A 25,488-nucleotide genomic window follows, 5' to 3' on the forward strand; every position below is an offset into this window, starting at 1 on the left:
CGGCCACGTCGCTCTCGAACCTATGCATGTCACTCCCCGCCTCCCGATGAAGTCGTCCGCACTGAAAAAGCTCACTGCGGCGGTCGCAAGTGCGCTGGTCCTGACGTCGGCGGCCCACGCGGCCGGCCTCGGCAAGCTCACGGTGTTGTCCGCACTCGGCCAGCCCTTGCGCGCCGAAATCGAACTGACGGCGGTGTCCGGCGACGAGGCGTCCGGCCTCACCGCGAAGCTGGCGTCGCCGGAAGCGTTCAAGGCGGCCAACATCGATTTCAATCCGGCGCTGCTGTCGCTGCGCTTCAACGTCGAGCAGCGCGGCGGCCGCCAGTTCATCCGCGTCAGCTCCACGCAGCCGCTGAACGAGCCGTTCGTCGACATGCTGCTGGAACTGTCGTGGAATAACGGCCGCCTCGTACGCGAATACACGTTCCTGCTCGATCCGGCCGAGCTGCGCGCGACGCAGTCGGCGCAGGTCGCGGCGAGCGAATCCGCGCGGCCGCGCACGGAAGCGGCACCCGCCGCGTCGCCGGCCACGCCGGCGGCCGAGCGTCCGCGCCGGCCCGCACGTGCCGAGACCGGGGAAGCGCCCAAACCGGCGGCGGAGACGGCAGCGCCGTCGCGCTACCGCGTCAAGCCGGGCGACAGCCTGGGTCGCATCGCCACCCAGCTGAAACCCGTCGACGTGTCGCTCGACATGATGCTCGTGGCGCTGTACCGCGCCAATCCGGATGCCTTCATCGGCAACAACATGAACCGCCTGAAATCGGGGCGCATCCTGACCGTGCCGGCGGGCGATGCCGTGCGCGGTACGGACGAGACCGAGGCACACGGCGTCGTCGTCGCCCACGCGGCCGACTTCAACGCCTACCGCAACAAGCTGGCGGGCCAGGTCGGCGCGTCCGAGCCCGTCAAGACTCCGCAGGCGGGGCAGGGCGCGGCCGGCAAGATCACGGCCAAGGTCGAGGAGCGCCCGACCGCCGCGAACGAATCGCAGGACCAGCTCCGTCTGTCGAAAGCCGCGCCGAACACCCCGGCCGGCAAGGGCACGACGATGAGCGCCGAGGACCGCATCGCCAAGGAGAAGGAACTGGCCGATGCGCAGACGCGCGTGCGCGAGCTCGAACGCAACGTGAACGACCTCGAGAAGATTGCCACGATCAAGAGCAAGGCCGGCGCCGAGGCGGAAAAGAACGCTTCCGCGCCCGCGCCTGCCACCACGACGCCGCCGGCACAGCACGCACAACCGCCCGCACAGCAAAAGTTGCCGACCATCAAACCGGCCGCCAAGCCCGCCGGCGCGCCGCCGGAGCCGGGCCTGATGGACTTCATCATGCAGAACCTGCCGCTGGTCGGCGGCGGCGCGGCCGCGCTGCTGCTCGGCGGGCTGCTCGTCGCCCAGCGCCGCAAGAAGAAGGTCGTCAAGGTGGTGCCGGAACCGGCTATCCTGGGCGTGCCGAGCGAACCCGCGCACTCGATGTTCGCGGAGACGGGCGGCCAGAGCGTGGACACGAACAACAGCGTCTTCAATTCCAGCTTCGCGCCGTCCGCCAGCCAGCTCGACACGAACGAGGTGGATCCGGTGGCGGAAGCCGACGTCTACATCGCCTACGGCCGCGACGCCCAGGCCGAGGAAATTCTCAAGGAAGCCCTGCGCACGCATCCGGAACGCTATCCGGTGCGCCTGAAGCTGCTCGAGATCTATGCCGCGCGCAAGGACCAGCGCGCGTTCGAGACGCAGGCCGCGGAACTCTACAGCATGACGCGCGGGCAGGGCGACGAGTGGGCGCAGGCCGCCGCGCTGGGCCTCACCATCGATCCGCTCAACCCGCTGTACCAGCACACCGCCGCACCAAGCGGTCCGGCGCCGAGTACCGAAGAACTGGGCCAGCAGGCCTTGCTGTCGAAGGAGCTGGACGACGTGTTCAGCGCGCCCGACCCGCAGGCCACGCCGACGGCGGCGCTGGCCGGCGAGCCGCTGGACTTCAGCCAGCATTTCGCCGACGCGATGGCGACTGCGCAGCCGGCCCCGGCACCCGTCACCAACGCGCCGTCGACCGAACCCGCGCCGATGGAAGACGACCACGTGCTCGACTTCGACCTGGGCGGCCTCGCCTTCGAACCCGTCGAGCCGGCGCCCGCGTCGCAAGCGACCGTGGAGCCGGCGGCCGACCTGGGCGGCGTGCACGATCTCGACTTCGACATGAGTGCGTTCGAGAAGCCGGCCGAACCTGCAGTGGCTACGGACAAGCCGGAACACGATCCGCTCGACTTCTCGTTCGACATGGACTTCGCCGCCCCGGCCGCGAACCCGGTGCCGCAACTGGAAGTGCACACGGACGATGATTTGCTGGCGCCGGCCGCAGCCGCGGCTGCAAGCACCGCTGCCGCCGCCGACATCGAGATGGCCAACCTGGCTCGCGAATTCGACCTGCCCGACCTGCCGACGGAGCTGCAGGCCAGCCTGCCGCCGGAACCGGAACAGCCGGCACGCGATCCGCTGTTCGACCTCGACGCGATGGACTTCGGCCTGGACGAAACGCCGCGTGCGGAAGGTTCGGTTTCAAATTCGGCGGCGTCGATCCCGACGGCCGCGCTGGACGAACACCTGTTCGACATCCCGGCCACGCCGGCACCGGCCGACGCGCCGTTCGCCGAGCCGGATCGCATCGTGCTGGAACCGGCCGCGCCACAGTTCGACGTCGGCGGCTTCGACCTCGACCTGCCGGCCGACGGTTCGCTGCCGCTGCCGGAAGTACAGTCGCTGTCCGAGCCGAGGTTCGAAGAACCTGCCGCGCCGGCGGAACCGGCCGCGCTGTCCGCCGCGCACATGGAGATGGAGACGAAGCTGGACCTGGCCATCGCTTACCAGGAGATCGGCGACAAGGAAGGGGCGCGCGAGCTGCTCGAAGAAGTCATCCGCGGCGGCAATCCCGAGCAGGCGGCACGTGCCAACTCGATGCGCGCGGCACTGGTGTAAGGCAGGACGATTTGACACGTATCGCATTGGGTGTCCAGTACGTGGGCACCGCCTGGAACGGGTATCAGAAACAACCATCGCGCGACACGGTCCAGGACCAGCTGGAGATCGCGCTCGAGAAATTTGCCTGTACGCGGCTCGCGACGACGTGCGCCGGCCGCACGGACGCCGGCGTCCACGCCATCGAGCAGGTCGTCCATTTCGACACGGACCTCGACCGCGCCCCGCAATCATGGGTGCGCGGCACGAATGCGTTCCTGCCCGAGTCGATCGTCGTGCGCTGGGCCCACGTCGTGGCACCGGACGCCGAAGGGCAGGACTTCCACGCGCGCTTCTCGGCCCGCTCGCGCACCTATCACTACGTGCTGTACAACCACGCCAACCCGTCCGCCCTGCTGGCCGGACGCGCCGGCTGGGTGTTCCGCCCGCTCGACGTCGAGCGCATGCGCGAAGCGGCCGCCCACCTGATCGGCACGCACGATTTTTCCAGCTTCCGCGCTTCCGGCTGCCAGGCGAATTCGCCGGTCAAGCAGATGCACGAGGTGAAGATCGAACGGATGGGCGACATCATCGTGTTCACGGTGCGCGCGTCCGCGTTCCTGCATCACATGGTGCGCAACATCGTCGGCTCGCTGATCTACGTGGGGACCGGACGCAACGAGCCCGGCTGGATGGCCGAGGTGCTGGACGCGCGCTCGCGCGACGCCGCGGCGCCCACCTTCATGCCGGATGGGCTGTACCTTGCTACAATCGATTACGACCCGAAGTGGGGGCTGCCGCAGGGGAGGGGTCAGAGCCCGGTGTTTCCTTTAGGGCTCTGACCCCGGTGGTGAGTGGTAGCGCCCGTTATAACCCAATAATTGGCTGAGCAACGGCCAGCAACTCCGGGGTCAGAGCCCCTTAAAAAGCAACACCGGGCTCTGACCCCTCGATAACCCCTCGATAACCCCTCGATAACCCCTCGATATGCCACGCACCCGAATCAAGATCTGCGGCATCACCCGCGAACAAGACCTGCACGCCGCCGTCGATGCCGGCGCCGACGCCCTCGGCTTCGTGTTCTATCCCAAGAGTCCGCGCTACGTCACGCACGAGCGTTACGCGGAGCTGGCCCGTGAACTGCCGCCGTACGTGAACGCCGTCGCCCTGTTCGTCAACGCGACCGTGGACGAGGTGCGCGCGGTCGTCGCGGCCGGTCCGGTGTCGCTGCTGCAGTTCCACGGCGACGAAACGCCGGAGGCATGTGCGCAACTGGCCGCCGCCGTGCAGCGGCCGTTCACGCGGGCATTCCGGGTAAAATCGGGAACAAGCGCTGACACGACGGCCGCCGATTTGCTAGAATCGGAAGCTCAATACCGCGCCGCTTCTCCCTGGTTCTCAGGTTTGCTGCTCGACACGTACGTGGATGCCTACGGCGGCGCAGGAAAGGTTTTCGATTGGTCTCTTATTCCAAAAGAGCTCGCGCCTCGGGTCGTTTTGAGTGGTGGCTTGAGCGTACACAACGTGACTGGCGCGGTGGCGCAAGTACGCCCCTTCGCGGTCGACATCAGTAGCGGTGTCGAGGCGGCGAAGGGGATCAAGGATGCCCGCAAGATTGCCGCGTTCATCGACGCGGTGCGGGCAGGCGATGCCACCCTTTTGAGCCAGGAACACCATGAAAGCGAATCAAGTTAACGGCGCCCAGGCGCTGTTCAAGACCCCCGACTATCAACTGCCGGACACCACCGGCCACTTCGGCCCGTACGGCGGCTCGTTCGTCGCCGAGACGCTCAGCCACGCGCTGGCCGAGCTGAACGACGCATACGCGCGCTACAGCCAGGATCCCGAATTCCTCGAAGAATTCCGCTACGAGCTGGCGCACTTCGTCGGCCGTCCGTCGCCGGTCTACCACGCCAAGCGCTGGTCGGAACAGGGCGGCGGCGCGCAGGTCTTCTTCAAGCGCGAAGACCTGAACCACACGGGCGCCCACAAGATCAACAACGTGATCGGCCAGGCGCTGCTCGCGAAACGCATGGGCAAGCCGCGCATCATCGCCGAGACGGGCGCCGGCCAGCACGGCGTCGCGACGGCCACGATCTGCGCCCGCTTCGGCCTCGAATGCGTGATCTACATGGGCAGCGAGGACGTCAAGCGCCAGGCGCAGAACGTCTACCGCATGAAACTGCTGGGCGCGACCGTCGTGCCGGTGGAATCCGGTTCCAAGACCCTGAAGGACGCGCTGAACGAAGCGATGCGCGACTGGGTCACGAACATCGAGAACACGTTCTACATCATCGGTACCGTGGCCGGTCCGCACCCGTATCCGATGATGGTGCGCGACTTCCAGTCCGTGATCGGCGAGGAATGCCGCGTGCAGATGCCGCAGATGACGGGCCGCCAGCCGGACTACGTCGTCGCCTGCATCGGCGGCGGCTCGAACGCGATGGGCATCTTTTATCCGTACATCGACGAGCCGGGCGTGAAGCTCGTGGGCGTCGAGGCGGCGGGCGAGGGCCTCGACTCCGGCAAGCACGCGGCGTCGCTGACGGCCGGCTTCCCCGGCGTCCTGCACGGCAACCGCACCTACCTGCTGCAGGACGAGCACGGCCAGATCATCGAGACGCATTCGGTCTCGGCCGGCCTGGATTATCCGGGCGTCGGACCGGAACACGCGTGGCTGAAGGATAGCCAGCGTGCGGAATACGTGTCGATCACGGACGACGAGGCGCTGGCCGCCTTCCACGACTGCTGCCGCATCGAGGGCATCATCCCCGCGCTGGAATCGTCGCACGCGATCGCCTACGCCGCCAAGCTGGCGCCGACCTTGCCCAAGGATCAGATCATCCTCGTCAACCTGTCGGGCCGCGGCGACAAGGACATGCACACCGTGGCGCAACGGGCGGGACTCAACTTCGGCTGAGCACCCATCCATCGTTTGCAACCACAGAATAAGGAATAACAGCATGTCCCGTATCGCACAAACTTTCGACGCCCTCAAGGAACAGGGCAAGACCGGTCTCGTCACTTTCATTACCGCCGGCGACCCGGCCCCGGAACTGACCGTTCCGCTGCTGCACGCCCTCGTGGAAGGCGGTGCCGACGTCCTCGAACTGGGTGTCCCGTTCTCCGACCCGATGGCGGAAGGCCCCGTCATCCAGCGCGCCTGCGAGCGGGCGCTCACTTTCGGCGTCAGCATGACCGACGTGTTCGGCTACGTCGCCGAGTTCCGCAAAACGAACCAGCACACGCCGGTCGTGCTGATGGGCTACGCGAACCCGATCGAGCGCATGGGCCAGAGCGAATTCGTCCGCCGCGCGCAGGCGGCCGGTGCCGACGGCGCCATCGTCGTCGACTACCCGCCGGAGGAATGCGAAGCGTTCGCGGCCGAGATGAAGGCCAACGGCCTCGACATGATTTTCCTGCTCGCGCCGACGTCGACCACGGAACGCGTGAAGCAGGTGGCGCGCCACGGCAGCGGCTTCAGCTACTACGTGTCGCTGAAGGGCGTGACGGGTGCCGGCGGCATCGACACGGCCGACGTGGCCAAGCGCGTGGCCGCGATCCGCGAGCACGTCAAGCTGCCGATCGGCGTGGGCTTCGGCATCCGCGACGCGCAGACGGCGAAATCGGTGGCCAGCGTCGCCGACGCGGTCGTCATCGGCAGCCGCATCATCCAGGAACTGGAAAACACGCCGAAAGCGCAGGGCCCTGCGGCCGTGCGCGCCTTCGTCGCCGGGATCCGGGAAGCGCTGGACGCCCGCTGATTCATCCGCAGCACGACACGAACCGGGCATGCCCCGGTGTTTATTGCCCAAATTCGGGGGCTGACCTCGGTGTCGTTTGATGCGGTCGATTTTCTTGGTGGAAATGGAGCGATAGAGTGGAAGTGCAGTTTTCTTCCACTCAACCCGGCATCCATCATGAAAAAACAAATCGTGCAGGTTTCCGTCATGCAGTCGGCCAAGGTCATGGCCGTTGTCTATCTCGTCACCGCCATCCCCGTCGTCGTACTGGCCGGGTTGTTCATGTCATCGTTCATGCCCGCGGGCGCCAGCATCGCCATGCTGATCATGATGCCGGTGGCCTACGCGATCGGCGCCTTCATCGGCGCTGCGTTCGGTGCGTGGATCTACAACCTGGTCGCAGCCCGCATCGGTGGTTTCGAATTCACGACGGCGGAGGTCGGCGAGGCCGCAGTGCGCTGACGCCGGGATCGTGCGCGATATTACCGGGGCCAAGCGCCCCGGTTCTCATTTCTGCTAGCGCAACTTTATTAAGAAGGCAAGTAATTAACGGCAAGAATTCGACAAGCCTGATGCGAACGGCTACACTACGCCCAATTCCAGAATTGCCGCAAAGGAGAGAACATGAGTTGGTTGGAAAAGCTGCTGCCCCCCCGGATCCAGCGCTCCGATGCCGCCAAGCGCCAGACCATGCCCGAAGGCCTGTGGGTCAAGTGCCCGTCGTGCGAGTCGGTCCTGTACCGCGCCGACCTGGAGTCGAACCTGCATGTCTGCCCGAAATGCAGCCACCACATGCGCATCCGCGCCCGCGAGCGCCTCGACGCGCTGCTCGACGAGGGCGGCCGCTACGAGATCGGCCAGGACGTGCTGCCGGTCGATACCCTCAAGTTCAAAGACAGCAAGAAATATCCTGACCGTCTGAAGGACGCGATGGAAGCCACCGGCGAGACCGATTCGATGGTCGTGCAGGGCGGTTCGATCATGAGCCTGCCGGTCGTGGTCGCCTGTTTCGCCTACGAATTCATGGCCGGCACGATGGGTTCCGTGAACGGCGAGCGCTTCGTGCGCGGCGCCCAGGTGGCGCTCGAGCAGAAAGTGCCGTTCATCTGCATTACCGCCAGCGGCGGCGCGCGCATGCAGGAAGGCTTGCTGTCGCTGATGCAGATGGCCAAGACCACCTCGATGCTGACCAAGCTGGCCGAGAAAAAACTGCCGTTCATCAGCGTGCTGACCGACCCGACGACGGGCGGCGTGTCCGCTTCGTTCGCGTTCATGGGCGACGTCGTCATCGCCGAACCGAAGGCGCTGATCGGTTTTGCCGGCCCGCGCGTGATCGAGAACACGGTGCGCGAAAAACTGCCGGAAGGCTTCCAGCGTTCCGAGTTCCTGCTGCAAAAAGGTGCCATCGACATGATCGTCGACCGCCGCAAGATGCGCGAAGAAATCGCGCAGCTGCTCGCCCTGCTGCAAAGCCAGCCGGCCGACGTCATCGCTTGATTCGCTGTCACCGCGCGGCCGGCTGCTTGTGCAAAGCAGCCGGCCGCGCGCATTCCGGAAGCCATCCCATGCCTAACCTGCCGACTACCTTGCCCGACTGGCTGGCGCTGCTCGAGTCGCGCCATGCCGAAACCCACATCGACATGGGCCTGGACCGTGTGCGCACCGTCAAGGAGCGCATGAGCCTCGCCTTTTCCTGCCCCGTGATCATGGTCGCGGGCACCAACGGCAAGGGCTCGACCTGCGCCATGCTGGAAGCCATCCTGCTGCAGAGCGGCTACAAGGTCGGCCTGTACATCAAGCCGCACTTCCTCGACTTCAACGAGCGCGCCCGCATCAACGGCGAAATGGCCAGCGACGACAAGCTCATCGCCGCCTTCAACGACGTCGAAGCGCGCCGCGGCGACATCGACCTCACGTACTTCGAGTTCACGACGCTCGCGATCATGCACCTGCTGTCGACGTCCGGCGTCGACGTGGCGATCCTGGAAGTGGGCCTCGGCGGCCGCCTCGATGCCGTGAACGTGATCGATGCGGACGTGTCCATCGTCACGAGCATCGACATCGACCACAAGGATTATCTGGGCGACACGCGCGAAGAGATCGGCTTCGAGAAGGCCGGCATCTTCCGTCCCGGGAAGCCCGCGATCTGCAGCGATCCGCAGCCGCCGCAAGCGCTGATCAAGCATGCGGAAGACATCGGTGCCGACCTGTGGCTGCTGGGCCGCGATTTCAACTACCAGGGCGACAAGCAGCAGTGGGCCTACGGCGGCCGCACGCAGCGCCGCAATTCGCTCGCGTATCCGGCGCTGCGCGGTGCCAACCAGCTGCTGAACGCATCGGCCGCGCTGGCCGCGCTGGAAGCGTTGCGCAACGTGCTGCCGGTCGGCGCTCAGGAAACGCGCGCGGGCCTCGCGATGGTCGAATTGCCGGGCCGCTTCCAGGTGCTGGCGGGCCGTCCGACGACGGTCCTCGACGTCGCGCATAACCCGCACGCGGCCGCGACGCTCGCCCAGAACCTGGGCAACATGGGATTCCACCGGTTCACGTACGCCGTGTTCGGCATCATGCAGGACAAGGACATCGATGCTGTCGTCGCCCATCTCGCGCCGAACATCGACCACTGGTGCGTGACGGCGCTGCCGTCGCCCCGGTCGGCGGACCCGGCCGTGCTGGCCGAGAAGCTGCAGGCATTGAAGCCGAGTGGTGCGAAAGACGACGAATTCTCGGTCAAAACGTTCGCGAATCCGGCCGATGCATTCGCAGATGCAACAAGCCGGGCCGGACAGGATGATAGAATAGTGGTCTTTGGCTCGTTCTATACCGTGGCTGGCGTGATGGCAGCCCGTAAATCCTCTCTTCATTGACGTGACACCGCATGGGCTTGTTCTCTCGTAAAAGCAAGCAGGACCGCCTCGCCGAGGACAGTGGCCGCTTCTACAGCAAGGACGACGACGCCGCGATCGGCGAGCGCGCCCGCGCCAAACGCGCCAGCAATGCCGGTGGCGGCGCGTCGCGCCGTCCCGGTGCCGACCCCATGCTTCCCGAAAAGAAGCGCGCCCGGCGCCGCCTCGTCGGCGCCATCGCGCTGGCGCTCGCGGCCGCCGTCGGCCTGCCGATGCTGCTCGATTCCGAGCCCAAGCCGCTCGCCGGCGACATCGCGATCCAGATTCCCGCCAAGGACAAGGCCGCGCCGCTGCCCGTGCCGGCCGCGGATAAAGCCGTGTCCGCCGCGGACAGTGTCGACAAGGGCGAGGAAGTGGTCGACGCACCGCCGCCCGCGCCCGCCCCGAAGGCCCCGGCTGCCGTCGCCGCCGCCAAGCCGGAGAGCGTCGCAACGCAGCCGCCGGCCGTGATCGCGCCGAAGCCTGAACCGAAGGTCGAGCACAAGCCCGAACACAAGGAAACGCCCACGGCCGAGCACAAGGATGCAAAGGCCGAAGCGCGCCTCGCCGAGAAGGAAAAGGCCGAACGCGCGAAGGCCGAGCACGAGCGGGCCGAGCACGAGAAGGCGGAGCGTCTCGCGCGTGAAGCCCGCGACAAGGCCAAAGCCAAAGCCGAGGAAAAACCCGTGAAGCCGAAGGACGACGCGGCGCGCGCCATGGCCATCCTGGAAGGCAAGGCGGCGGAGAAAGAGAAGTCGGCCGAGGCCTCGTCGCAGCGCTTCGTGCTGCAGGTGGCCGCGCTGTCGAGCCAGGAAAAGGCGGCGGAAGTGCAGGCGAAGCTGCGCGAAGCGGGCATCTCGTCGTACACGCAGAAGACGTCCACCCCTTCCGGCGAACTGATCCGAGTACGTGTCGGCCCCCTGAACAAGGAAGACGCCGAGAAAGTACGCGCCAAGCTGGGCCGCCTGGGCTTGTCCGGCGCCATGACCCCGGTCTGATTCGGTTGAAGCCGTGACGATTTTCGACTACGTGGTGTTGTTCATCCTGATCTCGTCGGTCGTCATCAGCACCATGCGCGGCCTGGTGAAGGAAATCCTGTCGCTGGTCGGCTGGGTGGCGGCCTTCATCGTGGCCAACGCCTTCGGCGCGAAACTGGCACCCATGCTACCATCCGTGATTCCGGGCGAAGCCTTGCGGCTGATCGTTGCCTTCATCGCACTGTTCCTCGGCGTGCGCGTGCTGATGGGCCTGCTGGCCCTCGCGATCAGCGCCCTGATCGAGGCCTCCGGACTGTCCCTGGCCGACCGCGGCCTCGGCGGCCTGTTCGGATTGGGCCGGGGTATTGTGATCGTGCTGGCCGGCGTCATATTGTGCGGGATGACATCCATCCCCCAACAGGCTTTCTGGAAGGACGCGCTTTTCTCGCCCATGGCGGAAACCGGAGCGCGCACAGTCAAACCTTTCTTGCCCGCTGCCTTCGCGCAGCACGTGCAGTTTTGAAACACCCTTTTGTCTAGCTGTCCAAGTTTAGGAGCACACCATGTGTGGCATCGTCGGCGTCGTCTCGCAAGCCCCCGTCAACCAGCTGTTATATGATGCTTTGCTGCTGTTGCAGCATCGCGGTCAGGATGCAGCGGGGATTGCAACCAATCACAGCAGCATGTTCTCGATGTACAAGGCCAATGGCCTCGTGCGTGACGTCTTCCGCACGCGTAACATGCGTTCGCTGCAAGGCAATTCCGGCATCGGCCACTGCCGCTACCCGACCGCCGGTTCGTCCAGCGAAGAGGAAGCGCAGCCGTTCTACGTGAATGCCCCGTTCGGCATCACCCTGGCGCACAACGGCAACCTCACGAACCAGGAACAGCTGAAGGAAGAACTGTTCCGCATCGACCGCCGCCACGTCAACACGAACTCGGACTCGGAAGTCCTGCTGAACGTGCTGGCCCACGAGATCGCCACCGCGGCCGACGGCTACTCGCTCGATCCGGACGCCGTGTTCAAGGCCGTCGCGCACGTGCACCGCCGCGTGCGCGGCGCGTACGCCGTCATCGCCCAGATCGCCGGCCACGGCCTGCTCGCGTTCCGCGATCCGTTCGGCATCCGTCCGCTGTGCCTCGGCATCAACGAGACGGAGAACGGCCCCGAATACCTCGTCGCCAGCGAATCCGTCGCGCTGGAAGGCCTGGGCTTCCGCTTCGTGCGCGACATCGCGCCGGGCGAAGCCGTCTGGGTCGACGCCGAGCGCCAGCTGCACACGCGCCAGTGCGCCGAGAATCCGTCGCTGAACCCGTGCGCGTTCGAATACGTCTACCTGGCCCGTCCGGACTCCGTGATCGACGGCGCGTCCGTGTACGCGACCCGCCTGCGCATGGGCGAATACCTGGCCGAGAAGATCCGCAAGGAGATCCCGGTCGAAGAGATCGACGTCGTGATGCCGATTCCCGATTCGTCGCGTCCGGCCGCGATCCAGCTCGCGCTGAAGCTGGGCGTCGAATACCGCGAAGGCTTCATCAAGAACCGCTACGTCGGCCGCACGTTCATCATGCCGGGCCAGGCGATGCGCAAGAAGTCGGTGCGCCAGAAGCTGAACGCGATCCCGTCCGAATTCAAGGACAAGAACGTGCTGCTGGTCGACGACTCCATCGTGCGCGGCACGACGAGCCGCGAGATCGTGCAGATGGCCCGCGAATCGGGCGCCCGCAAGGTGTTCTTCGCGTCCGCCGCGCCGCCGGTCCTGTACCCGAACGTGTACGGCATCGACATGCCGACGCGCGACGAACTGATCGCCCACGGCCGCACCGTCGAGGAAGTGTGCCGCGAGATCACGGCCGACCGCCTCGTCTACCAGGACCTCGATGCGCTGAAGAAGTCGATCTCCGACGTCAACCCGGCCCTGACGAACGTGGAAGCGTCGTGCTTCGACGGCGTCTACGTCACGGGCGACGTCACGCCGGCCTACCTCGACCAGCTGGAGCACGCGCGCCACAAGTCGTCCGGTAAGTCGTCGGAAGACATCGTGCGCACGCAATTGAACCTGAACCCGCCCGTCGCGGCCGAATAAATCGTATTCAACCGGGCATGGGGATGCCGTAGGGTGGGCAGCCCGTGCCCACCAAACGTAAAAATCCACCATGAGCGACAAGCCATCCTACGGTTTCACCACCACCATCCTGCACAACGATCGCAGGAAGTCGATCGAACACAACTCGCTGCACAAGCCGATCCACACGTCGGTCGCGTTCGGCTACACGGATGCGCGCCAGCTCGCGTCCGTCTTCCAGGGCAAGGAACCGGGCTTCCGCTATGGCCGCCAGGGCAACCCGACCGTCAGCGCGCTGGAAGACAAGATCAGCAAGATGGAAGACGGCGTCGCGTCGCTGTGCTTCGGCACCGGCATGGCCGCCATCGGCGCGCTCGCGCAGGCGCTGCTGCGCGCGGGCGACCACGTCGTGTCGTCCTCGTTCTTGTTCGGGAATACCAACAGCCTGTGGAACACGGTGGCCGCGCAGGGCACGGAAGTATCGTTCGTCGATGCGACCGACGTCGCGAACGTGGAAGCCGCGCTGAAGCCGAACACGCGCCTCGTGTTCGTCGAGACGATCGCCAACCCGCGCACGCAGATCGCTGACCTGGCCCGCATCGGTGAGCTGTGCCGCGCGCGCGGCATCCTGTACGTCGTCGACAACACGATGACGACGCCCTACCTGTTCCGTCCGAAGGCGGTCGGCGCGGGCCTCGTCGTGAACGCGCTGACGAAGTCGATCGGCGGCCACGGCATGGCGCTGGGCGGCGCGCTGACGGACACCGGCGTGTTCGACTGGAGCGCCTATCCGAATATCGCCGACAACTTCCGCCGCCAGCCGTCCGCCGCGCAGGGCATGGCCCAGCTGCGCGCGAAAGCGCTGCGCGACTTCGGCGCATCGCTGGGGCCGGAAGCGGCTCACCACATCGCGGTCGGCGCCGAAACGCTCGCGCTGCGCATGGAGCGCACGTGCGCGAACGCGCTGGCATTGGCACGCATGCTCGAGGCCGATGATCGCGTCGCCGCCGTCCACTATCCCGGCCTGGAATCGCATCCGCAGCACAAGCTGGCGTCCGAACAGTTCCGTGCGTACGGCTCGCTGTTCAGCTTCGAGCTGAAGGACGGCATCGACTGCTTCGATTACCTGAACCGCCTGAAGGTCGCGATTCCCGCATCGAACCTGGGCGACACGCGCACGCTCGTCATCCCGGTCGCGCACACGATCTTCTTCGAGATGGGCGCCGAGCGCCGCGCCAGCATGGGCATCGCGGAATCGCTGATCCGCGTGTCGGTGGGTATCGAAGACACGGCCGACCTGCTGGCCGATTTCGGCGCCGCATTGAACGGTTGAGCGGGCGGGGCGCTGCGGTTATGATCGTCCTGTTCCCCATCTTGATTCATAGACTGCACGCCCCATGAAGACTGCCCTGTTTTGCGCCGCACTGCTGTGCGGTGGTGTCGCGTTCGCCGCCGAGCCCGGCGCCAAATCACCCGCGAAAGGTGCTGCCGCGAAGCCGGCCGCCGTCGCATCGTCCGCCAACGCTGCCGCCGAGCTTGCCGAAGCGGACGCTTTGTTCGCGAAGAAATCGTATCCGGAAGCGCTGGCGAAATACACGAAGCTGGCAAACGCCGGCAACGTGATGGCCCAGCAGCACCTGGGCGAAATGTATTTCTACGGCGAGGCGGGCGGCGTCGCCATGGACAAGGCCGCGCAATGGTTCCAGAAGGCGGCCGCGAAGGGCAATGCCGTCGCCATCGCGTCGCTCGAGTTGATGAAGCAGCGCGAGGCGCGCCGTGCCGACCTCGACTACTGGATCGCGAAATACGACGGCTCCGACCTGCGCACGAACGATTACCGTTGCCCGGCGCCGCGCTTCCCGGTCATGTCCAAGGTCAACGAGGAAATCGATTATTACAGCGGCAAGATGAAGGACTGGGAAGCGTGCCATAACCGCTGGGTGAAGCAGCTGAACGCCTCCCTGCCGCTGGCGAAACGCATCCCGGAAGACATCGCGAAGCTGATGACGAAGGATGAGACGGAGAAGGCGAACGCGCACCTGAAGGAAGTCGGCGATCGGCTGGCGGAAGATACCAAGGTGGCCGGCCGGATGGTCGTGGCGGACTTCGACGCCTGGCGCGCGGGCACCGAGGCTTATGTCAAGGAACACAACGAGATGGTCAAGAACGCGCCGCCGCCGGATAACGACAAGTGATGTCTAGCCGCGGCATGTGGAATAGCCGCGGTTCGGCAGGCCGTGGCTGGACTTCTCCCGGAAGAACACGCCTTGCTCGCCTTTCGCGGTCGTGCGCTCGCCCTGGCAGAGCGCCGTGGCGTTGCCCGGACCCGTCGGCGCTCGTTCGGCGCATGCGGCGCGCCATGTGACCAGCGGTTCCAGGCCGTCCAGGCTGATGGCGGCCAGGCAGCGCGTCGGAACAGTCCTGGAAAACATGGTAAGGATCTGATGTCAGGTTGCGTGGCAGTGTAGGGGAGCCTTGTCGAAGCTGCAACTCTATCGCCGTTGTTTGCAACTAATCGACATGAGGCGTACGCATAACCCGGGCGATAACGCCTTGCTGTATCATGCGGCTCCTGAAAACGAAGCCTGCATATGCTCATCATTACCATCAAACAGGGCAAGGAAAAAAGCCTGCTGTCCGGCGATCCATGGATTTATTTGTCCGCCATCGAGAAGGTCGAGGGACGGCCCCAGGAGCGCGGCAAACCCGGCGTCACTGCAATCGTGCAGTCGTCGGCACGCCAGTTTCTGGCGCGCGCAGCCTATAACGCCAAGTCGCAGATCGCGGCCCGCGTCTGGACGCTGCGCGAGGACGAGCCGGTCGATCACGCCATGATGAAACGGCGCGTGCAGGCCGCGGTCGCGCGGCGCGCCGTCGCCGTGCGCAACGCCGATCCGCAAGCCCTGACCCTGGTGATCGACGGCGAAAAAGACGGCCTGCCGGGGCTGCTGGTGCACAGCTATGGCGGGACCGGCGGTTACCTGGTGTGCCAGTTCAACGCTGCCGGTGTCGACGCGTGGAAAGTGACCATCGTGCAGGCCCTGCTCGCGACCACGGGTTGTCCCAACGTATTCGAACGCAGCGACGAGCTGTTGCGCAAAGGGGAGGGACTACCTGTCATCTGGCGCGCCCTGGCCGGCGACGAGCCGCCGCAGCGCCTGATGGTGCGTGACGGCAGTCGGCTGCTGCCGACCGATATCCGTACCGGTTTCGTCTATCCGCGCTGAGCGCAGGATAAAACGACGAGGCCCGCATGACGCGGGCCTGTGTGCAGGTGGGAGGTTAGTGCCAGGACCGCAGCAGTCCGACCGCCAGGCCTTCCAGTGCGAACTCGTCGGTCCGCGGATCGACGGTAATCACGGAAAAGTCCGGATTCTCCGGCAACAGTTCGATCGTGGAACCGGTCTTGCGGTAGCGCTTGACCGTCACTTCGTCGCCGATGCGGGCGACGACGATCTGGCCATTCTTCGCGTTGTCGACCTTCTTGACGGCGAGGAAGTCGCCGTCGCAGATGCCGGCGTCGCGCATCGACCAGCCCTTGACCTTCAACAGGAAGTCGGGCTTGCTCGAGAACATGGCCGGGTCGACCGAATAGGTCGCTTCGACGTGTTCCTGGGCGAGGATGGGCGAACCCGCCGCGACGCGGCCGACGAGCGGCAGCGACATCAGGTTCGGCGGAATCGGCGGCACGAAGGCAGGCACCGCGGCCGCAGCGGCGGCCTTGGATTCGACGGACTGGCCGACGAGGCGGATACCGCGTGAGGTACCCGGGGAAATTTCGATCGCGCCTTTACGGGCCAGGGCCTGCAGGTGCTCCTCGGCGGCATTGGCCGAGCGGAAGCCAAGCTCCTGGGCGATTTCGGCGCGGGTCGGCGGGAAGCCGGTGTTGTCGATGGCTTCCTTGATCAGGTTGAGTATCTGTTCTTGCCGTGCGGTGAGCTTAAGCATGTTCGTCTTCGTTGGTACGGGGTCAGACTGTATTTTTGTACAGTATTGCGCCACGCGCAAGGGGATTTCAAGTTTTTTTTGCGCTGCGGTACGCAGCGCACGTCCATAACTATTTGCGGTGCGGCACGCAGCGCATGTCCACAACCTTTTTGCGGTGCGGCACGCAGCGCACGTGCACAGTCCCATTGAGCACTTGGCGGTTTTGCTGTTATAATGTTGGGCTTTCCCTTCCCACACTCGTCTTGACGCCGAGGTGGGCATTTGTTTAAACGTCCTTAAGGAGTGTTTCATGCGTCATTATGAAATCGTGTTTATCGTCCACCCGGACCAGAGCGAGCAGGTCCCGGCGATGATCGAACGCTACAAGACTACGGTCACCTCGCGCGGCGGCAACATCCACCGCGTCGAAGATTGGGGCCGTCGTCAAATGGCTTACCAGATCCAGAAGCTGCCGAAGGCACACTACATCTGCCTGAACATCGAGTGCGACAACGAGACCCTGGTCGAGCTGGAAACCGCATTCAAATTCAATGATGCCGTGCTGCGTCACCTGACCGTGAAGATGAAGAAAGCTGAAACCGCACCGTCGCCGATGATGAAGTCGGTTCAGCGCGAAGACGCAGCCAAGAGCCACCGCGCCGAGCAGGCCGCCGCTCCGGCCGCCGCAGCCTAAATCTCGCGGGAGCACCGAGTAGTAAGTGAACGAGCTGTCCCTGGTCGCAAGCATCCTGGAGCGCGACGTCCTGCGCTACACCCCGGCCGGCATCCCCATCGTGGGCGGCATCCTGCAACACGGATCGACGCAGACGGAGGCGAGGATGGACAGGCAGGTCGAATTCGAGATTTCCGCGGTTGCCGCGGGCGAGATTTCGGGACGATTTGCCAACGCCGAGTTGGGTGCGATGTACCGCTTCACGGGATTCTTGGCCAGGAAAAGCCGTCACAGCAAAAGCTTGGTGTTTCACATCATTGATTTCAGTGCCGCATAAGTTTGCGGGCACGTTTATAGATAGATACAGGAGCCTCAAAATGGCATTCGGTAAAAAGTTCGACAAAAACAAAGCTAAGCTCAAAGAGAAGCGCAAACAGCAGAACCCGCTGTTCAAGCGCAAGAAATTCTGCCGCTTCACCGCTGCAGGCGTGGAACAGGTTGACTACAAAGACGTCGACACCCTGAAGGATTTCGTCCAGGAAAACGGCAAGATCATGCCGGCACGCCTGACCGGCACCAAGGCTCACTACCAGCGTCAAGTGGACACCGCCATCAAGCGCGCCCGTTACCTGGCTCTGCTGCCGTACACCGACCTGCACAACGCTTAATCGTCGGTTACGACATCGAAGCATAGTCAGATTACTGGAGAATAAAATGCAAGTTATCCTGCTGGAAAAAGTCGTCAACGTCGGCAACCTGGGCGACGTCGTCAAGGTCAAGGATGGTTACGCCCGTAACTTCCTGATCCCGCAAAAAATGGCCCGTCGTGCAACGCAAGCTGCCGTGGCTGAATTCGAAGTCAAGCGCGCCGAACTGGAAAAAGCAGCTGCCGAGAAACTGGCTGCCGCTCAAGGCCAGGGCGACAAGCTGAACGGCATGACCGTCACCATCGCCCAGAAAGCCGGCGTCGACGGCCGTCTGTTCGGTTCCGTGACCAACTTCGACATCGCTGAAGCCCTGACCAAGCAAGGTTTCGCCGTCGAAAAGGCACAAGTGCGCATGCCGACCGGTCCGCTGAAGACCACCGGCGAGCACCCGGTGTCGGTCGCTCTGCACACCGACGTCGTGGTGGAAATCACCATCGCTGTCGTGGGCGAAGCCGCCTAAGATACATTCTGTTGTCAGAATGAGAAAAGCCGGGGCCACCCCGGCTTTTTTGTTTTTGGAAACTCACCAATGATTTCAGCGCCTGATCGGGAACGGGTATAATGCCGGCCATGAACACCTCAGCAGACCCGCAGATCGAGTCGCTCCGCATCCCCCCGCATTCCATCGAAGCAGAACAGTCCGTCATTGGCGGCCTGCTGCGCGATAACGCGGCGTGGGACCGCATTGCCGACTTCATGCATGCGGAGGATTTTTACCGCTACGACCACCGGATCATCTTCGAACAGATGGTCCGCCTGATCAATGCCGGCAAGCCTGCCGACGTGATCACCGTGTACGAGGCGCTCGTCCAGCTCGGCAAGGCCGAGGACGTCGGCGGCCTCCAGTACCTGAATGCAATGGCGCAGAACACGCCATCCGCCGCCAACATCCGCCGTTATGCCGAGATCGTCCGCGATCGCGGCGTGTTGCGTCAGTTGATCACCGTCGCCGACGAGGTGTCCGGCAAGGCATTCAATCCGCAAGGCGCCGAGGTCAAGCAGATCCTCGACGAGGCGGAATCGCGCATCTTCGCGATCGCCGAGCAGGGCGCCCGCGGCGCCCAGGGCTGGCTGCCCGTCCAGCCGCTGCTGACCCAGGTGGTCGAGCGCGTGGACGAGCTGTACAGCCGCGACAACCAGGGCGAGATCACCGGCGTCCCGACGGGCTTCACCGATCTCGACAAGATGACGTCCGGCCTGCAGCCGGGCGACCTCGTCATCGTCGCCGGCCGTCCGTCGATGGGCAAGACCGCGTTCTCCGTCAACATCGGCGAAAGCGTGGCCGTCGATGCCGGCCTGCCGGTCGCGATCTTCTCGATGGAGATGGGCGGCGTGCAGCTGGCGATGCGTATGCTCGGCTCCATCGGCCAGCTCGACCAGCACCGCCTGCGTACCGGCAAGCTGCTGGACGAGGACTGGCCGCGCCTAACGCACGCGATCCAGAAGATGAACGATGCGCAGATCTTCATCGACGAGACGCCGGCGCTGAACCCGATCGAGATGCGCGCCCGCGCGCGCCGCCTGGCCCGCCAGTGCGGCAAGCTGGGCCTGATCATCGTCGACTACCTGCAGCTGATGCAGGGTTCCAAGCCGGGCGACAACCGCGCGTCCGAAATCTCGGAGATCTCGCGTAGCCTGAAGGGCCTGGCGAAGGAACTGGGATGCCCGGTGATCGCACTGTCCCAGCTGAACCGCTCGCTGGAACAACGTCCGAACAAGCGTCCCGTGATGTCCGACCTGCGCGAATCGGGCGCTATCGAACAGGATGCGGACGTGATCATCTTCCTGTATCGTGACGAAGTTTACAACCCGGACTCACCCGACAAAGGTACCGCCGAAATCATTATCGGCAAACAGCGTAACGGCCCGATCGGCGCCATTCGCGTGACCTGGATGGGCATGTACACCAAGTTCGGCAATTACACCGGCAACCTGAGTGTTTATCAGGGCGATTAAGCCGGGAGCAGTCAACGATCGCGGCATCGCCGCGACTTTCAAAGAAGTCCCAAGAGATTTACCCAACGGAGAACCTATGTTTGGACGCCTGATGCCCACGGAGGGCAAATTTTTCGACCTGTTCAACCAGCACGCCGCGTTGTGCGTGAAGGGTGCACAAGAGATGGTCGGCCTGATGACCAACTTCGACGACCTGGAAAACCGCACGCACGCCGTGGAGAGCATCGAAAAACAGGCGGACAAGGTCACGTACCAATGCGTGGACCTGCTGCACAAGACGTTCATCACGCCGCTCGACCGTGACGACATCCACAAGCTGATCACCCGCATGGACGATATCCTCGACATGATGGAGGACGCCGCCCAGACCATCTCGCTGTACGACCTGCACGCCGTCACGCCGGAAGCGAAGCGCCTGGCCGAGCTGTGCCTGGCATGCTGCGAAAAGGTCCAGCAGGCCGTCGGCATGCTGCACAACATGGACAACGCCCAGAAGATGGTCGCCATCTGCGAAGAGATCGACCGCCTGGAATCGGACGCCGACCACGTTATGCGTGCCGCCATGTCCAAGCTGTTCCGCGACGAGCCGGATGTGCGCAACCTGATCAAGATGAAGGCCATCTACGAAATCCTCGAGACCGTGACCGACCGCTGCGAAGACGTTGCCAACATCATCGAAGGCATCATCGTCGAGAACGCGTAACGACCGGAACAACAAGAACAACATGAACTCTCTTCATATCAGCATTTATGTGCTGGGCCTGCTCGTCTTTTTAGCGCTGGTCTTCGACTTCATGAACGGCTTCCACGATGCCGCCAACGCGATCGCGACGGTGGTGTCGACGGGCGTGCTGCGTCCGCAGACGGCCGTCGCGATGTCCGCGATGTTCAACTTCGTCGCCATCTTCACCGTCGGCCTGCACGTGGCGTCGACGGTGGGCAAGGGCACCGTCGACCCGCACATCGTCGACCACTACGTCGTGTTCGGAGCGCTCGTCGGCGCCATCATCTGGAACATCATCACGTGGTACTACGGCATCCCGTCCTCGTCCTCGCACGCCCTGATCGGCGGCCTGGTGGGCGCGGCCGTCGCCAAGAGCGGCACCGGCGCGCTGGTCGGCGGCGGCCTGCTCAAGACCGTGCAATGGATCATCCTGTCGCCGCTGCTGGGCTTCATCCTCGGTTCGCTCGTGATGCTGGCCGTGTCGTGGATCTTCGTGCGCACCCCGCCGCGCAAGGTCGACACGTGGTTCCGCCGCCTGCAGCTGTTCTCGGCCGCGGCCTACAGCCTGGGCCACGGCGGCAACGACGCGCAGAAGACCATCGGCATCATCTGGATGCTGCTGATCGTGGCCGGCGTCTCCAATGCCGGCGACGCCGCGCCCCCACTGTGGGTGATCATCTCCTGCTATACGGCGATCTCGCTCGGCACGCTGTTCGGCGGCTGGCGCATCGTGCGCACGATGGGCCAGAAGATCACCAAGCTCAAGCCGGTCGGCGGCTTCTGCGCGGAATCGGGCGGCGCCATCACGCTGTTCCTCGCCAGTGCGATCGGCGTGCCGGTGTCGACGACGCACACCATCACGGGCGCCATCGTCGGTGTCGGCTCGGCGCAGAAGGCGTCGGCCGTGCGCTGGGGCGTGGCCGGCAACATCGTATGGGCCTGGGTCTTCACCATCCCCGCGTCGGCGTTCATGGCGGCGATCGCGTGGTGGATCGGCACCCACATCCTGTAAGCGCACCGCGCCGTCATCGACAAGCAGCCTCCGGGCTGCTTTTTTATTTCCCAAAACCGCAGTCAATCCGCAGCTTTAGGAAATTGCCCAAATTCGGGGTCAGAGCACATTTTCCCGCAGATTCGGGGTCAGAGCACTTTTTCAAAAGATGCGCAGAAGCGACGCTGCTGCGATCACTGACCACGTTGGTCGTCGTTGTGTGCCCGCAGCGCACTCGAAATTTCTTGCAGTTTCTTCCCTCAAAAAGGGCTCTGACCCCGAATTTGGTTTCTGACCCCGAATTTGGTTTTTGCGCCACATTTCGGTGTTTCCTTTTCATTTTTGCTAACGTAAGTAGTAATATTACAGACGATCGTCGGCCAGCGTTGCCGTCCTGGCCACGCCCGCCGGTCAGAATAAGAATGAAGAGGGGACAATATGATATTGAGAAGTAGTTTGACTTCATGGTTGGGGCTCGCCGCAGCCGCCTGCGCCAGCCTGCTGCTGGCCGGTTGCGGCGCCGGCGATTCCGGCCAGCAGGCCACCCAGTCCGGCACCCGGCTGCTGGCGGCCAGCACCGCCGCCACACCCGTCGCGCCGGGCAGCATTCGTATGCACTTCCACCGCGTCCAGAACGATACGGCCCAGTGGGGCGTATATTCGTGGGATGGTCCGCAGCATCCGAGTTCGGCGTGGATCAGCGACCGCTTCATGTTCACCGGTACCGACGGTTTTGGCGGCTACGTGGATATTCCGCTGGCCGCGGGCAAGAGCGCGATCTGGTTCCTCGTCACCGACGGCAACGGCAGCAAGAATTGCGGCGCCGACCAGCACGCCGACCTGGCTGCCGACGTCGCCACGAAAGGCCAGGAAGTCTGGATGCTGGAAGGCGACTGCACCGTGTACGCGACCCAGCCCGCGCTCAGCTTCGGCGATCTCGCCTTCGCCAACGCCCAGTGGCTCACCAGCACGACGCTGGCCTGGCCGGGCGTGCCCACCGGCGGCAGCTACAAACTGTTCCATGCCGCGAACGGCGGCCTGGCGCCGACCCAGGGCGGTGACGTGGGCCTGACGGGCGCCGAACGCGCCTTCGACCTCACCGTGTCCGCGCTGCCGGACGCCATTCGCCAGAAATATCCGCACCTGGCCGGCGCGACCGGCCTGCGCCTGAAGGACGCCGATGCGGCCAGGGTCGCATCGCTGGTCAGCGGCCAGTTCGCCATCGCCCAGTACGACGGCGCCGGCAACCTCGTGCAGGTGACGTCGCTGCAGACGGCCGGCCTGCTGGACGATCTGTACGCGGCGCAGGCGGCGCAGGCCCAGCTGGGCGTGACGTTCGACCGCAGCGGCCGCGCGACGTTCCGCGTGTGGGCGCCGACGGCGAAATCCGTCGCGCTGAACCTGTACGCGAGCGCGAACGCGGCGACTGCGACGACCGTCCCGATGACGCGCGACGCGGCCAGCGGCGTGTGGAGCACCACGTCGAACGACCCGACGCTCGCCAACCGCGCCTATTACACGTACACGGTACAGGTGCTGTCGCGCTGGGCCGACAACAAGATCGTGACGAACACCGTGACCGATCCGTATTCGCTGAGCCTCTCCGCGAACAGCGCGCGCAGCTTCGTCGCGAACCTCGACAGCCCGCAACTGAAGCCGGCCGGCTGGGACGACCAGCGCATCCCGAAACTCGATGCGCCCACCGACATCGCGCTGTACGAGCTGCACATCCGCGACTTCTCGGCGTCCGACGCCACCGTGCCGGCCGCCCACCGCGGCAAATACCTGGCCTTCACGGACAGCGACGCCAACGGCATGCGCCACCTGAAATCGCTGCAGAAGGCGGGCATGACGCACGTGCACCTGATGCCGAGTTTCGACATCGCCAGCGTCAACGAAAAGGGCTGCGTCACCCCGGCCATTCCGAATGCAGGCGCGGATTCGACCGCGCAGCAGGCCGCGGTGGCCGCCGTGGCGGACGCGGACTGCTTCAACTGGGGCTACGACCCGGTCCACTACAATGCGCCGGAAGGCAGCTATGCGACGGATGCCGACGACGGCGCCGTGCGCGTGCGCGAGTTCCGCGCGATGGTGCAGGCGCTGCACGAGACCGGCCTGCGCGTGACGATGGACGTCGTGTACAACCACACGAGCCAGTCGCAGCAAGGCCCGCTGTCGGTCCTCGACCGCATCGTGCCGACCTATTACTACCGCCTCGCCAACGACGGCCGCATCCTGAACGACAGCTGCTGCGCCGACACCGCGCAGGAAAACGCCATGATGGGCAAGCTGATCATCGATTCCGTGTCGCTGTGGGCGCGCCAGTACAAGGTCGACAGCTTCCGCTTCGACATCATGGGCCTGTCGCCGCTGGATCTCATCAAGCGCCTGCAGGTCAGCGTCAACCAGGCCGCGGGCCGCGACATCTACCTGTACGGCGAAGCGTGGAACTTCGGCGCCGTCGGCAACGACGCCCGTTTCGTGCAGGCGCGCCAGGCCAATATGGCGGGCACCGGCATCGGCTCGTTCAACGACCGCATGCGCGACACCGTGCGCGGCGGCGGCTGCTGCGACGGCGGCCAGGCACTGGTCAAGGAGCAGGGCTTCATCAACGGCGTCTACACGGACCCGAACGCACTGTCGACGCAGACCCGCGACGATGCGCTGCGCCTCGCGGACCTCGTGCGCGTCGCGCTGTCCGGCACGTTGCGCGACTACCGCTTCACGGACCGCTTCGGCAACGAGCGCACGAACGCGCAGATCGATTACTTCGGCCAGCAGGCCGGCTTCGCGGCGAGTCCGGCCGAGACGATCAACTACATCGAGGCGCACGACAACCAGACGCTGTTCGACATCAACGCGTTCCGCCTGCCGCAATCGACGCCGCTGTCCGACCGCGTGCGCGTGCAGACCCTCGGCGCCGCGATCAACGTGCTGGCGCAGGGTATTCCGTTCTTCCACGCCGGCCAGGAAATCCTGCGCTCGAAATCGCTCGACCGCGACAGCTACAACGCGGGCGACTGGTTCAATAAGCTGGATTACAGCTACGCATCCAACAACTTCGGCGTCGGCCTGCCGATGGCGGGGCAGAACCAGGACAACTGGTCGCTGATGGCGCCGGTGCTCGCCAACCCGCTGATCAAGCCGGACACGCGCGCGATCCTCGCCGCGAAGAACGCGTTCGAAGACTTCCTCGCGATCCGCGCGGACAGCACGCTGTTCCGCCTGCGCACGGCGCAGGACGTGATCGACCGCCTGAAGTTCTACAACGTGGGACCGAACCAGGTGCCGGGCCTCGTCGCGCTGAGCATCGACGGTACGCGCTATCCGGGCGCCCAGTACAAGGCGGTCGTCGTCGTGTTCAACGTCGACAAGATCCCGAAGACGATCGCGATCCCGGAACTGAAGGGCCGCAAGCTGCAGCTGCACCGCATCCAGCGCAACGGCAGCGACGACATGGTGAAGGCGTCGTACTTCGAGCGCAACAGCGGCATCTTCGCGATCCCGGCGCGCACGGCGGCCGTGTTCGTACAGAACGCGAACGACTGATCGGGGTGTAATGAAAAGGGCCGGGGATGCGATCTCCGGCCCTTTTGCCATGGCGTGCCGCGGCTCAGGGCTTGCCGGCTGCCCAGTTGTTGGTGCCGCTGCCGTTGGTGCGGTCGTTCTCGAGCGCCTGCTTGTCGACGATCGTCAGGTTGTCCGTGCGGCTCGGCGCCTTGCGCGGGATGAGGGTTCCGGTCGGCGTGTAGCTCGAATCGAGGTAGGTGTTGCCACCTTGCGTCGGTTTGGCGCCGTCGGCGGCGCAGCCGGACAGCAGGATGGCGGTGGCCGCCAGGATCGGCGGAACGATGCGATTCATCACGTTACTCTCCTGTGGTGAGTTGCG

General features: G+C 64.8%; 25 protein-coding genes. 22 read left to right on the top strand and 3 right to left on the bottom strand.

Annotation, left to right across the window (positions count from 1 at the left end; all coding sequences use genetic code 11):
- Positions 1-46: 46 nt before the first annotated feature.
- The 13 genes from ACEN9G_RS20410 (at position 47) to ACEN9G_RS20470 (ending at position 14,816) form a co-directional block, all read left to right on the top strand.
- Positions 47-2,974, top strand: coding sequence for a motility hub landmark protein FimV (locus ACEN9G_RS20410; RefSeq protein WP_483126892.1), 2,928 nt, complete (start codon positions 47-49; stop codon positions 2,972-2,974).
- Positions 2,975-2,985: 11 nt separating this feature from the next.
- Positions 2,986-3,795: a tRNA pseudouridine(38-40) synthase TruA gene (truA, locus tag ACEN9G_RS20415; protein ID WP_483126893.1), complete on the top strand. Its 810-nt coding sequence runs from the start codon at positions 2,986-2,988 to the stop codon at positions 3,793-3,795.
- Positions 3,796-3,940: 145 nt separating this feature from the next.
- Positions 3,941-4,648, top strand: coding sequence for a phosphoribosylanthranilate isomerase (locus ACEN9G_RS20420; RefSeq protein WP_413343356.1), 708 nt, complete (start codon positions 3,941-3,943; stop codon positions 4,646-4,648).
- Positions 4,629-5,873, top strand: a complete 1,245-nt coding sequence (trpB, locus tag ACEN9G_RS20425; protein WP_413343358.1) for a tryptophan synthase subunit beta — start codon at positions 4,629-4,631, stop codon at positions 5,871-5,873. Before ACEN9G_RS20420 ends, trpB begins: the two co-directional genes overlap by 20 nt.
- 43 nt (positions 5,874-5,916) lie before the next feature.
- Positions 5,917-6,717 carry a tryptophan synthase subunit alpha gene (trpA, locus tag ACEN9G_RS20430; protein WP_483126894.1) on the top strand — a complete coding sequence of 267 codons (801 nt, stop codon included), beginning with the start codon at positions 5,917-5,919 and terminating at the stop codon, positions 6,715-6,717.
- Between the two features lie 156 nt (positions 6,718-6,873).
- Entirely contained in the window at positions 6,874-7,158 is a 285-nt protein-coding gene (locus tag ACEN9G_RS20435) for a hypothetical protein (protein ID WP_413344699.1), read from the top strand.
- Between the two features lie 162 nt (positions 7,159-7,320).
- On the top strand, positions 7,321-8,193 hold the full coding sequence (gene accD / locus ACEN9G_RS20440; protein ID WP_056136719.1) for an acetyl-CoA carboxylase, carboxyltransferase subunit beta: 873 nt from the start codon (positions 7,321-7,323) through the stop codon (positions 8,191-8,193).
- A gap of 68 nt (positions 8,194-8,261) precedes the next feature.
- Positions 8,262-9,560, top strand: coding sequence for a bifunctional tetrahydrofolate synthase/dihydrofolate synthase (folC, locus tag ACEN9G_RS20445; protein ID WP_413344701.1), 1,299 nt, complete (start codon positions 8,262-8,264; stop codon positions 9,558-9,560).
- Positions 9,561-9,571: 11 nt separating this feature from the next.
- Positions 9,572-10,576 carry an SPOR domain-containing protein gene (locus ACEN9G_RS20450; RefSeq protein WP_483126895.1) on the top strand — a complete coding sequence of 335 codons (1,005 nt, stop codon included), beginning with the start codon at positions 9,572-9,574 and terminating at the stop codon, positions 10,574-10,576.
- A 13-nt stretch (positions 10,577-10,589) separates the two neighbouring features.
- On the top strand, positions 10,590-11,078 hold the full coding sequence (locus tag ACEN9G_RS20455; protein WP_056136726.1) for a CvpA family protein: 489 nt from the start codon (positions 10,590-10,592) through the stop codon (positions 11,076-11,078).
- Between the two features lie 40 nt (positions 11,079-11,118).
- Positions 11,119-12,642: an amidophosphoribosyltransferase gene (gene purF, locus ACEN9G_RS20460; RefSeq protein WP_413337917.1), complete on the top strand. Its 1,524-nt coding sequence runs from the start codon at positions 11,119-11,121 to the stop codon at positions 12,640-12,642.
- A 70-nt stretch (positions 12,643-12,712) separates the two neighbouring features.
- Positions 12,713-13,954, top strand: a complete 1,242-nt coding sequence (locus ACEN9G_RS20465) for a cystathionine gamma-synthase family protein (protein ID WP_413337919.1) — start codon at positions 12,713-12,715, stop codon at positions 13,952-13,954.
- A gap of 64 nt (positions 13,955-14,018) precedes the next feature.
- Positions 14,019-14,816 (top strand): SEL1-like repeat protein, encoded by a 798-nt coding sequence (locus ACEN9G_RS20470; RefSeq protein ID WP_413337921.1) that lies wholly within the window; start codon positions 14,019-14,021, stop codon positions 14,814-14,816.
- Between the two features lie 3 nt (positions 14,817-14,819).
- On the opposite strand, the gene ACEN9G_RS20475 is transcribed toward ACEN9G_RS20470, so the two are convergent.
- Positions 14,820-15,053 carry a hypothetical protein gene (locus ACEN9G_RS20475; protein WP_413337922.1) on the bottom strand — a complete coding sequence of 78 codons (234 nt, stop codon included), beginning with the start codon at positions 15,051-15,053 and terminating at the stop codon, positions 14,820-14,822.
- 159 nt (positions 15,054-15,212) lie between these two features.
- On the opposite strand from ACEN9G_RS20475, the gene ACEN9G_RS20480 reads away from it, so the two are divergent.
- Complete coding sequence (locus ACEN9G_RS20480; protein ID WP_413337924.1) at positions 15,213-15,848, top strand: class I SAM-dependent rRNA methyltransferase; 636 nt, start codon at positions 15,213-15,215, stop codon at positions 15,846-15,848.
- 55 nt (positions 15,849-15,903) lie between these two features.
- On the opposite strand, the gene lexA is transcribed toward ACEN9G_RS20480, so the two are convergent.
- Complete coding sequence (gene lexA, locus ACEN9G_RS20485) at positions 15,904-16,569, bottom strand: transcriptional repressor LexA (RefSeq protein WP_413337925.1); 666 nt, start codon at positions 16,567-16,569, stop codon at positions 15,904-15,906.
- Positions 16,570-16,858: 289 nt separating this feature from the next.
- On the opposite strand from lexA, the gene rpsF reads away from it, so the two are divergent.
- From rpsF to ACEN9G_RS20525, 8 genes are all read left to right on the top strand, one after another.
- Positions 16,859-17,242, top strand: a complete 384-nt coding sequence (gene rpsF / locus ACEN9G_RS20490; RefSeq protein ID WP_105378247.1) for a 30S ribosomal protein S6 — start codon at positions 16,859-16,861, stop codon at positions 17,240-17,242.
- Positions 17,243-17,267: 25 nt separating this feature from the next.
- A complete protein-coding gene (gene priB, locus ACEN9G_RS20495; protein WP_413337928.1) occupies positions 17,268-17,558 on the top strand; it encodes a primosomal replication protein N in 291 nt (96 codons plus the stop codon).
- A 40-nt stretch (positions 17,559-17,598) separates the two neighbouring features.
- The gene (gene rpsR / locus ACEN9G_RS20500; RefSeq protein ID WP_020656854.1) at positions 17,599-17,889 is read left to right on the top strand and encodes a 30S ribosomal protein S18; all 291 of its coding nucleotides are present in this window, start codon (positions 17,599-17,601) and stop codon (positions 17,887-17,889) included.
- Positions 17,890-17,935: 46 nt separating this feature from the next.
- Positions 17,936-18,388, top strand: coding sequence for a 50S ribosomal protein L9 (gene rplI, locus ACEN9G_RS20505; protein WP_056136742.1), 453 nt, complete (start codon positions 17,936-17,938; stop codon positions 18,386-18,388).
- A gap of 110 nt (positions 18,389-18,498) precedes the next feature.
- Entirely contained in the window at positions 18,499-19,884 is a 1,386-nt protein-coding gene (locus tag ACEN9G_RS20510; RefSeq protein ID WP_413337931.1) for a replicative DNA helicase, read from the top strand.
- Positions 19,885-19,960: 76 nt separating this feature from the next.
- Positions 19,961-20,587, top strand: coding sequence for a DUF47 domain-containing protein (locus ACEN9G_RS20515; protein WP_056136743.1), 627 nt, complete (start codon positions 19,961-19,963; stop codon positions 20,585-20,587).
- Positions 20,588-20,609: 22 nt separating this feature from the next.
- Positions 20,610-21,620 carry an inorganic phosphate transporter gene (locus ACEN9G_RS20520; protein ID WP_413337933.1) on the top strand — a complete coding sequence of 337 codons (1,011 nt, stop codon included), beginning with the start codon at positions 20,610-20,612 and terminating at the stop codon, positions 21,618-21,620.
- A 435-nt stretch (positions 21,621-22,055) separates the two neighbouring features.
- A complete protein-coding gene (locus ACEN9G_RS20525) occupies positions 22,056-25,148 on the top strand; it encodes an alpha-1,6-glucosidase domain-containing protein (RefSeq protein WP_413337935.1) in 3,093 nt (1,030 codons plus the stop codon).
- A gap of 64 nt (positions 25,149-25,212) precedes the next feature.
- Here the strand turns inward: ACEN9G_RS20525 and ACEN9G_RS20530 are convergent, their stop codons facing one another.
- Positions 25,213-25,461 (bottom strand): hypothetical protein, encoded by a 249-nt coding sequence (locus ACEN9G_RS20530; RefSeq protein ID WP_036232992.1) that lies wholly within the window; start codon positions 25,459-25,461, stop codon positions 25,213-25,215.
- Positions 25,462-25,488 lie beyond the last annotated feature (27 nt).

The sequence above is a fragment of the Massilia sp. Masssp94 genome (genome assembly GCF_059491305.1).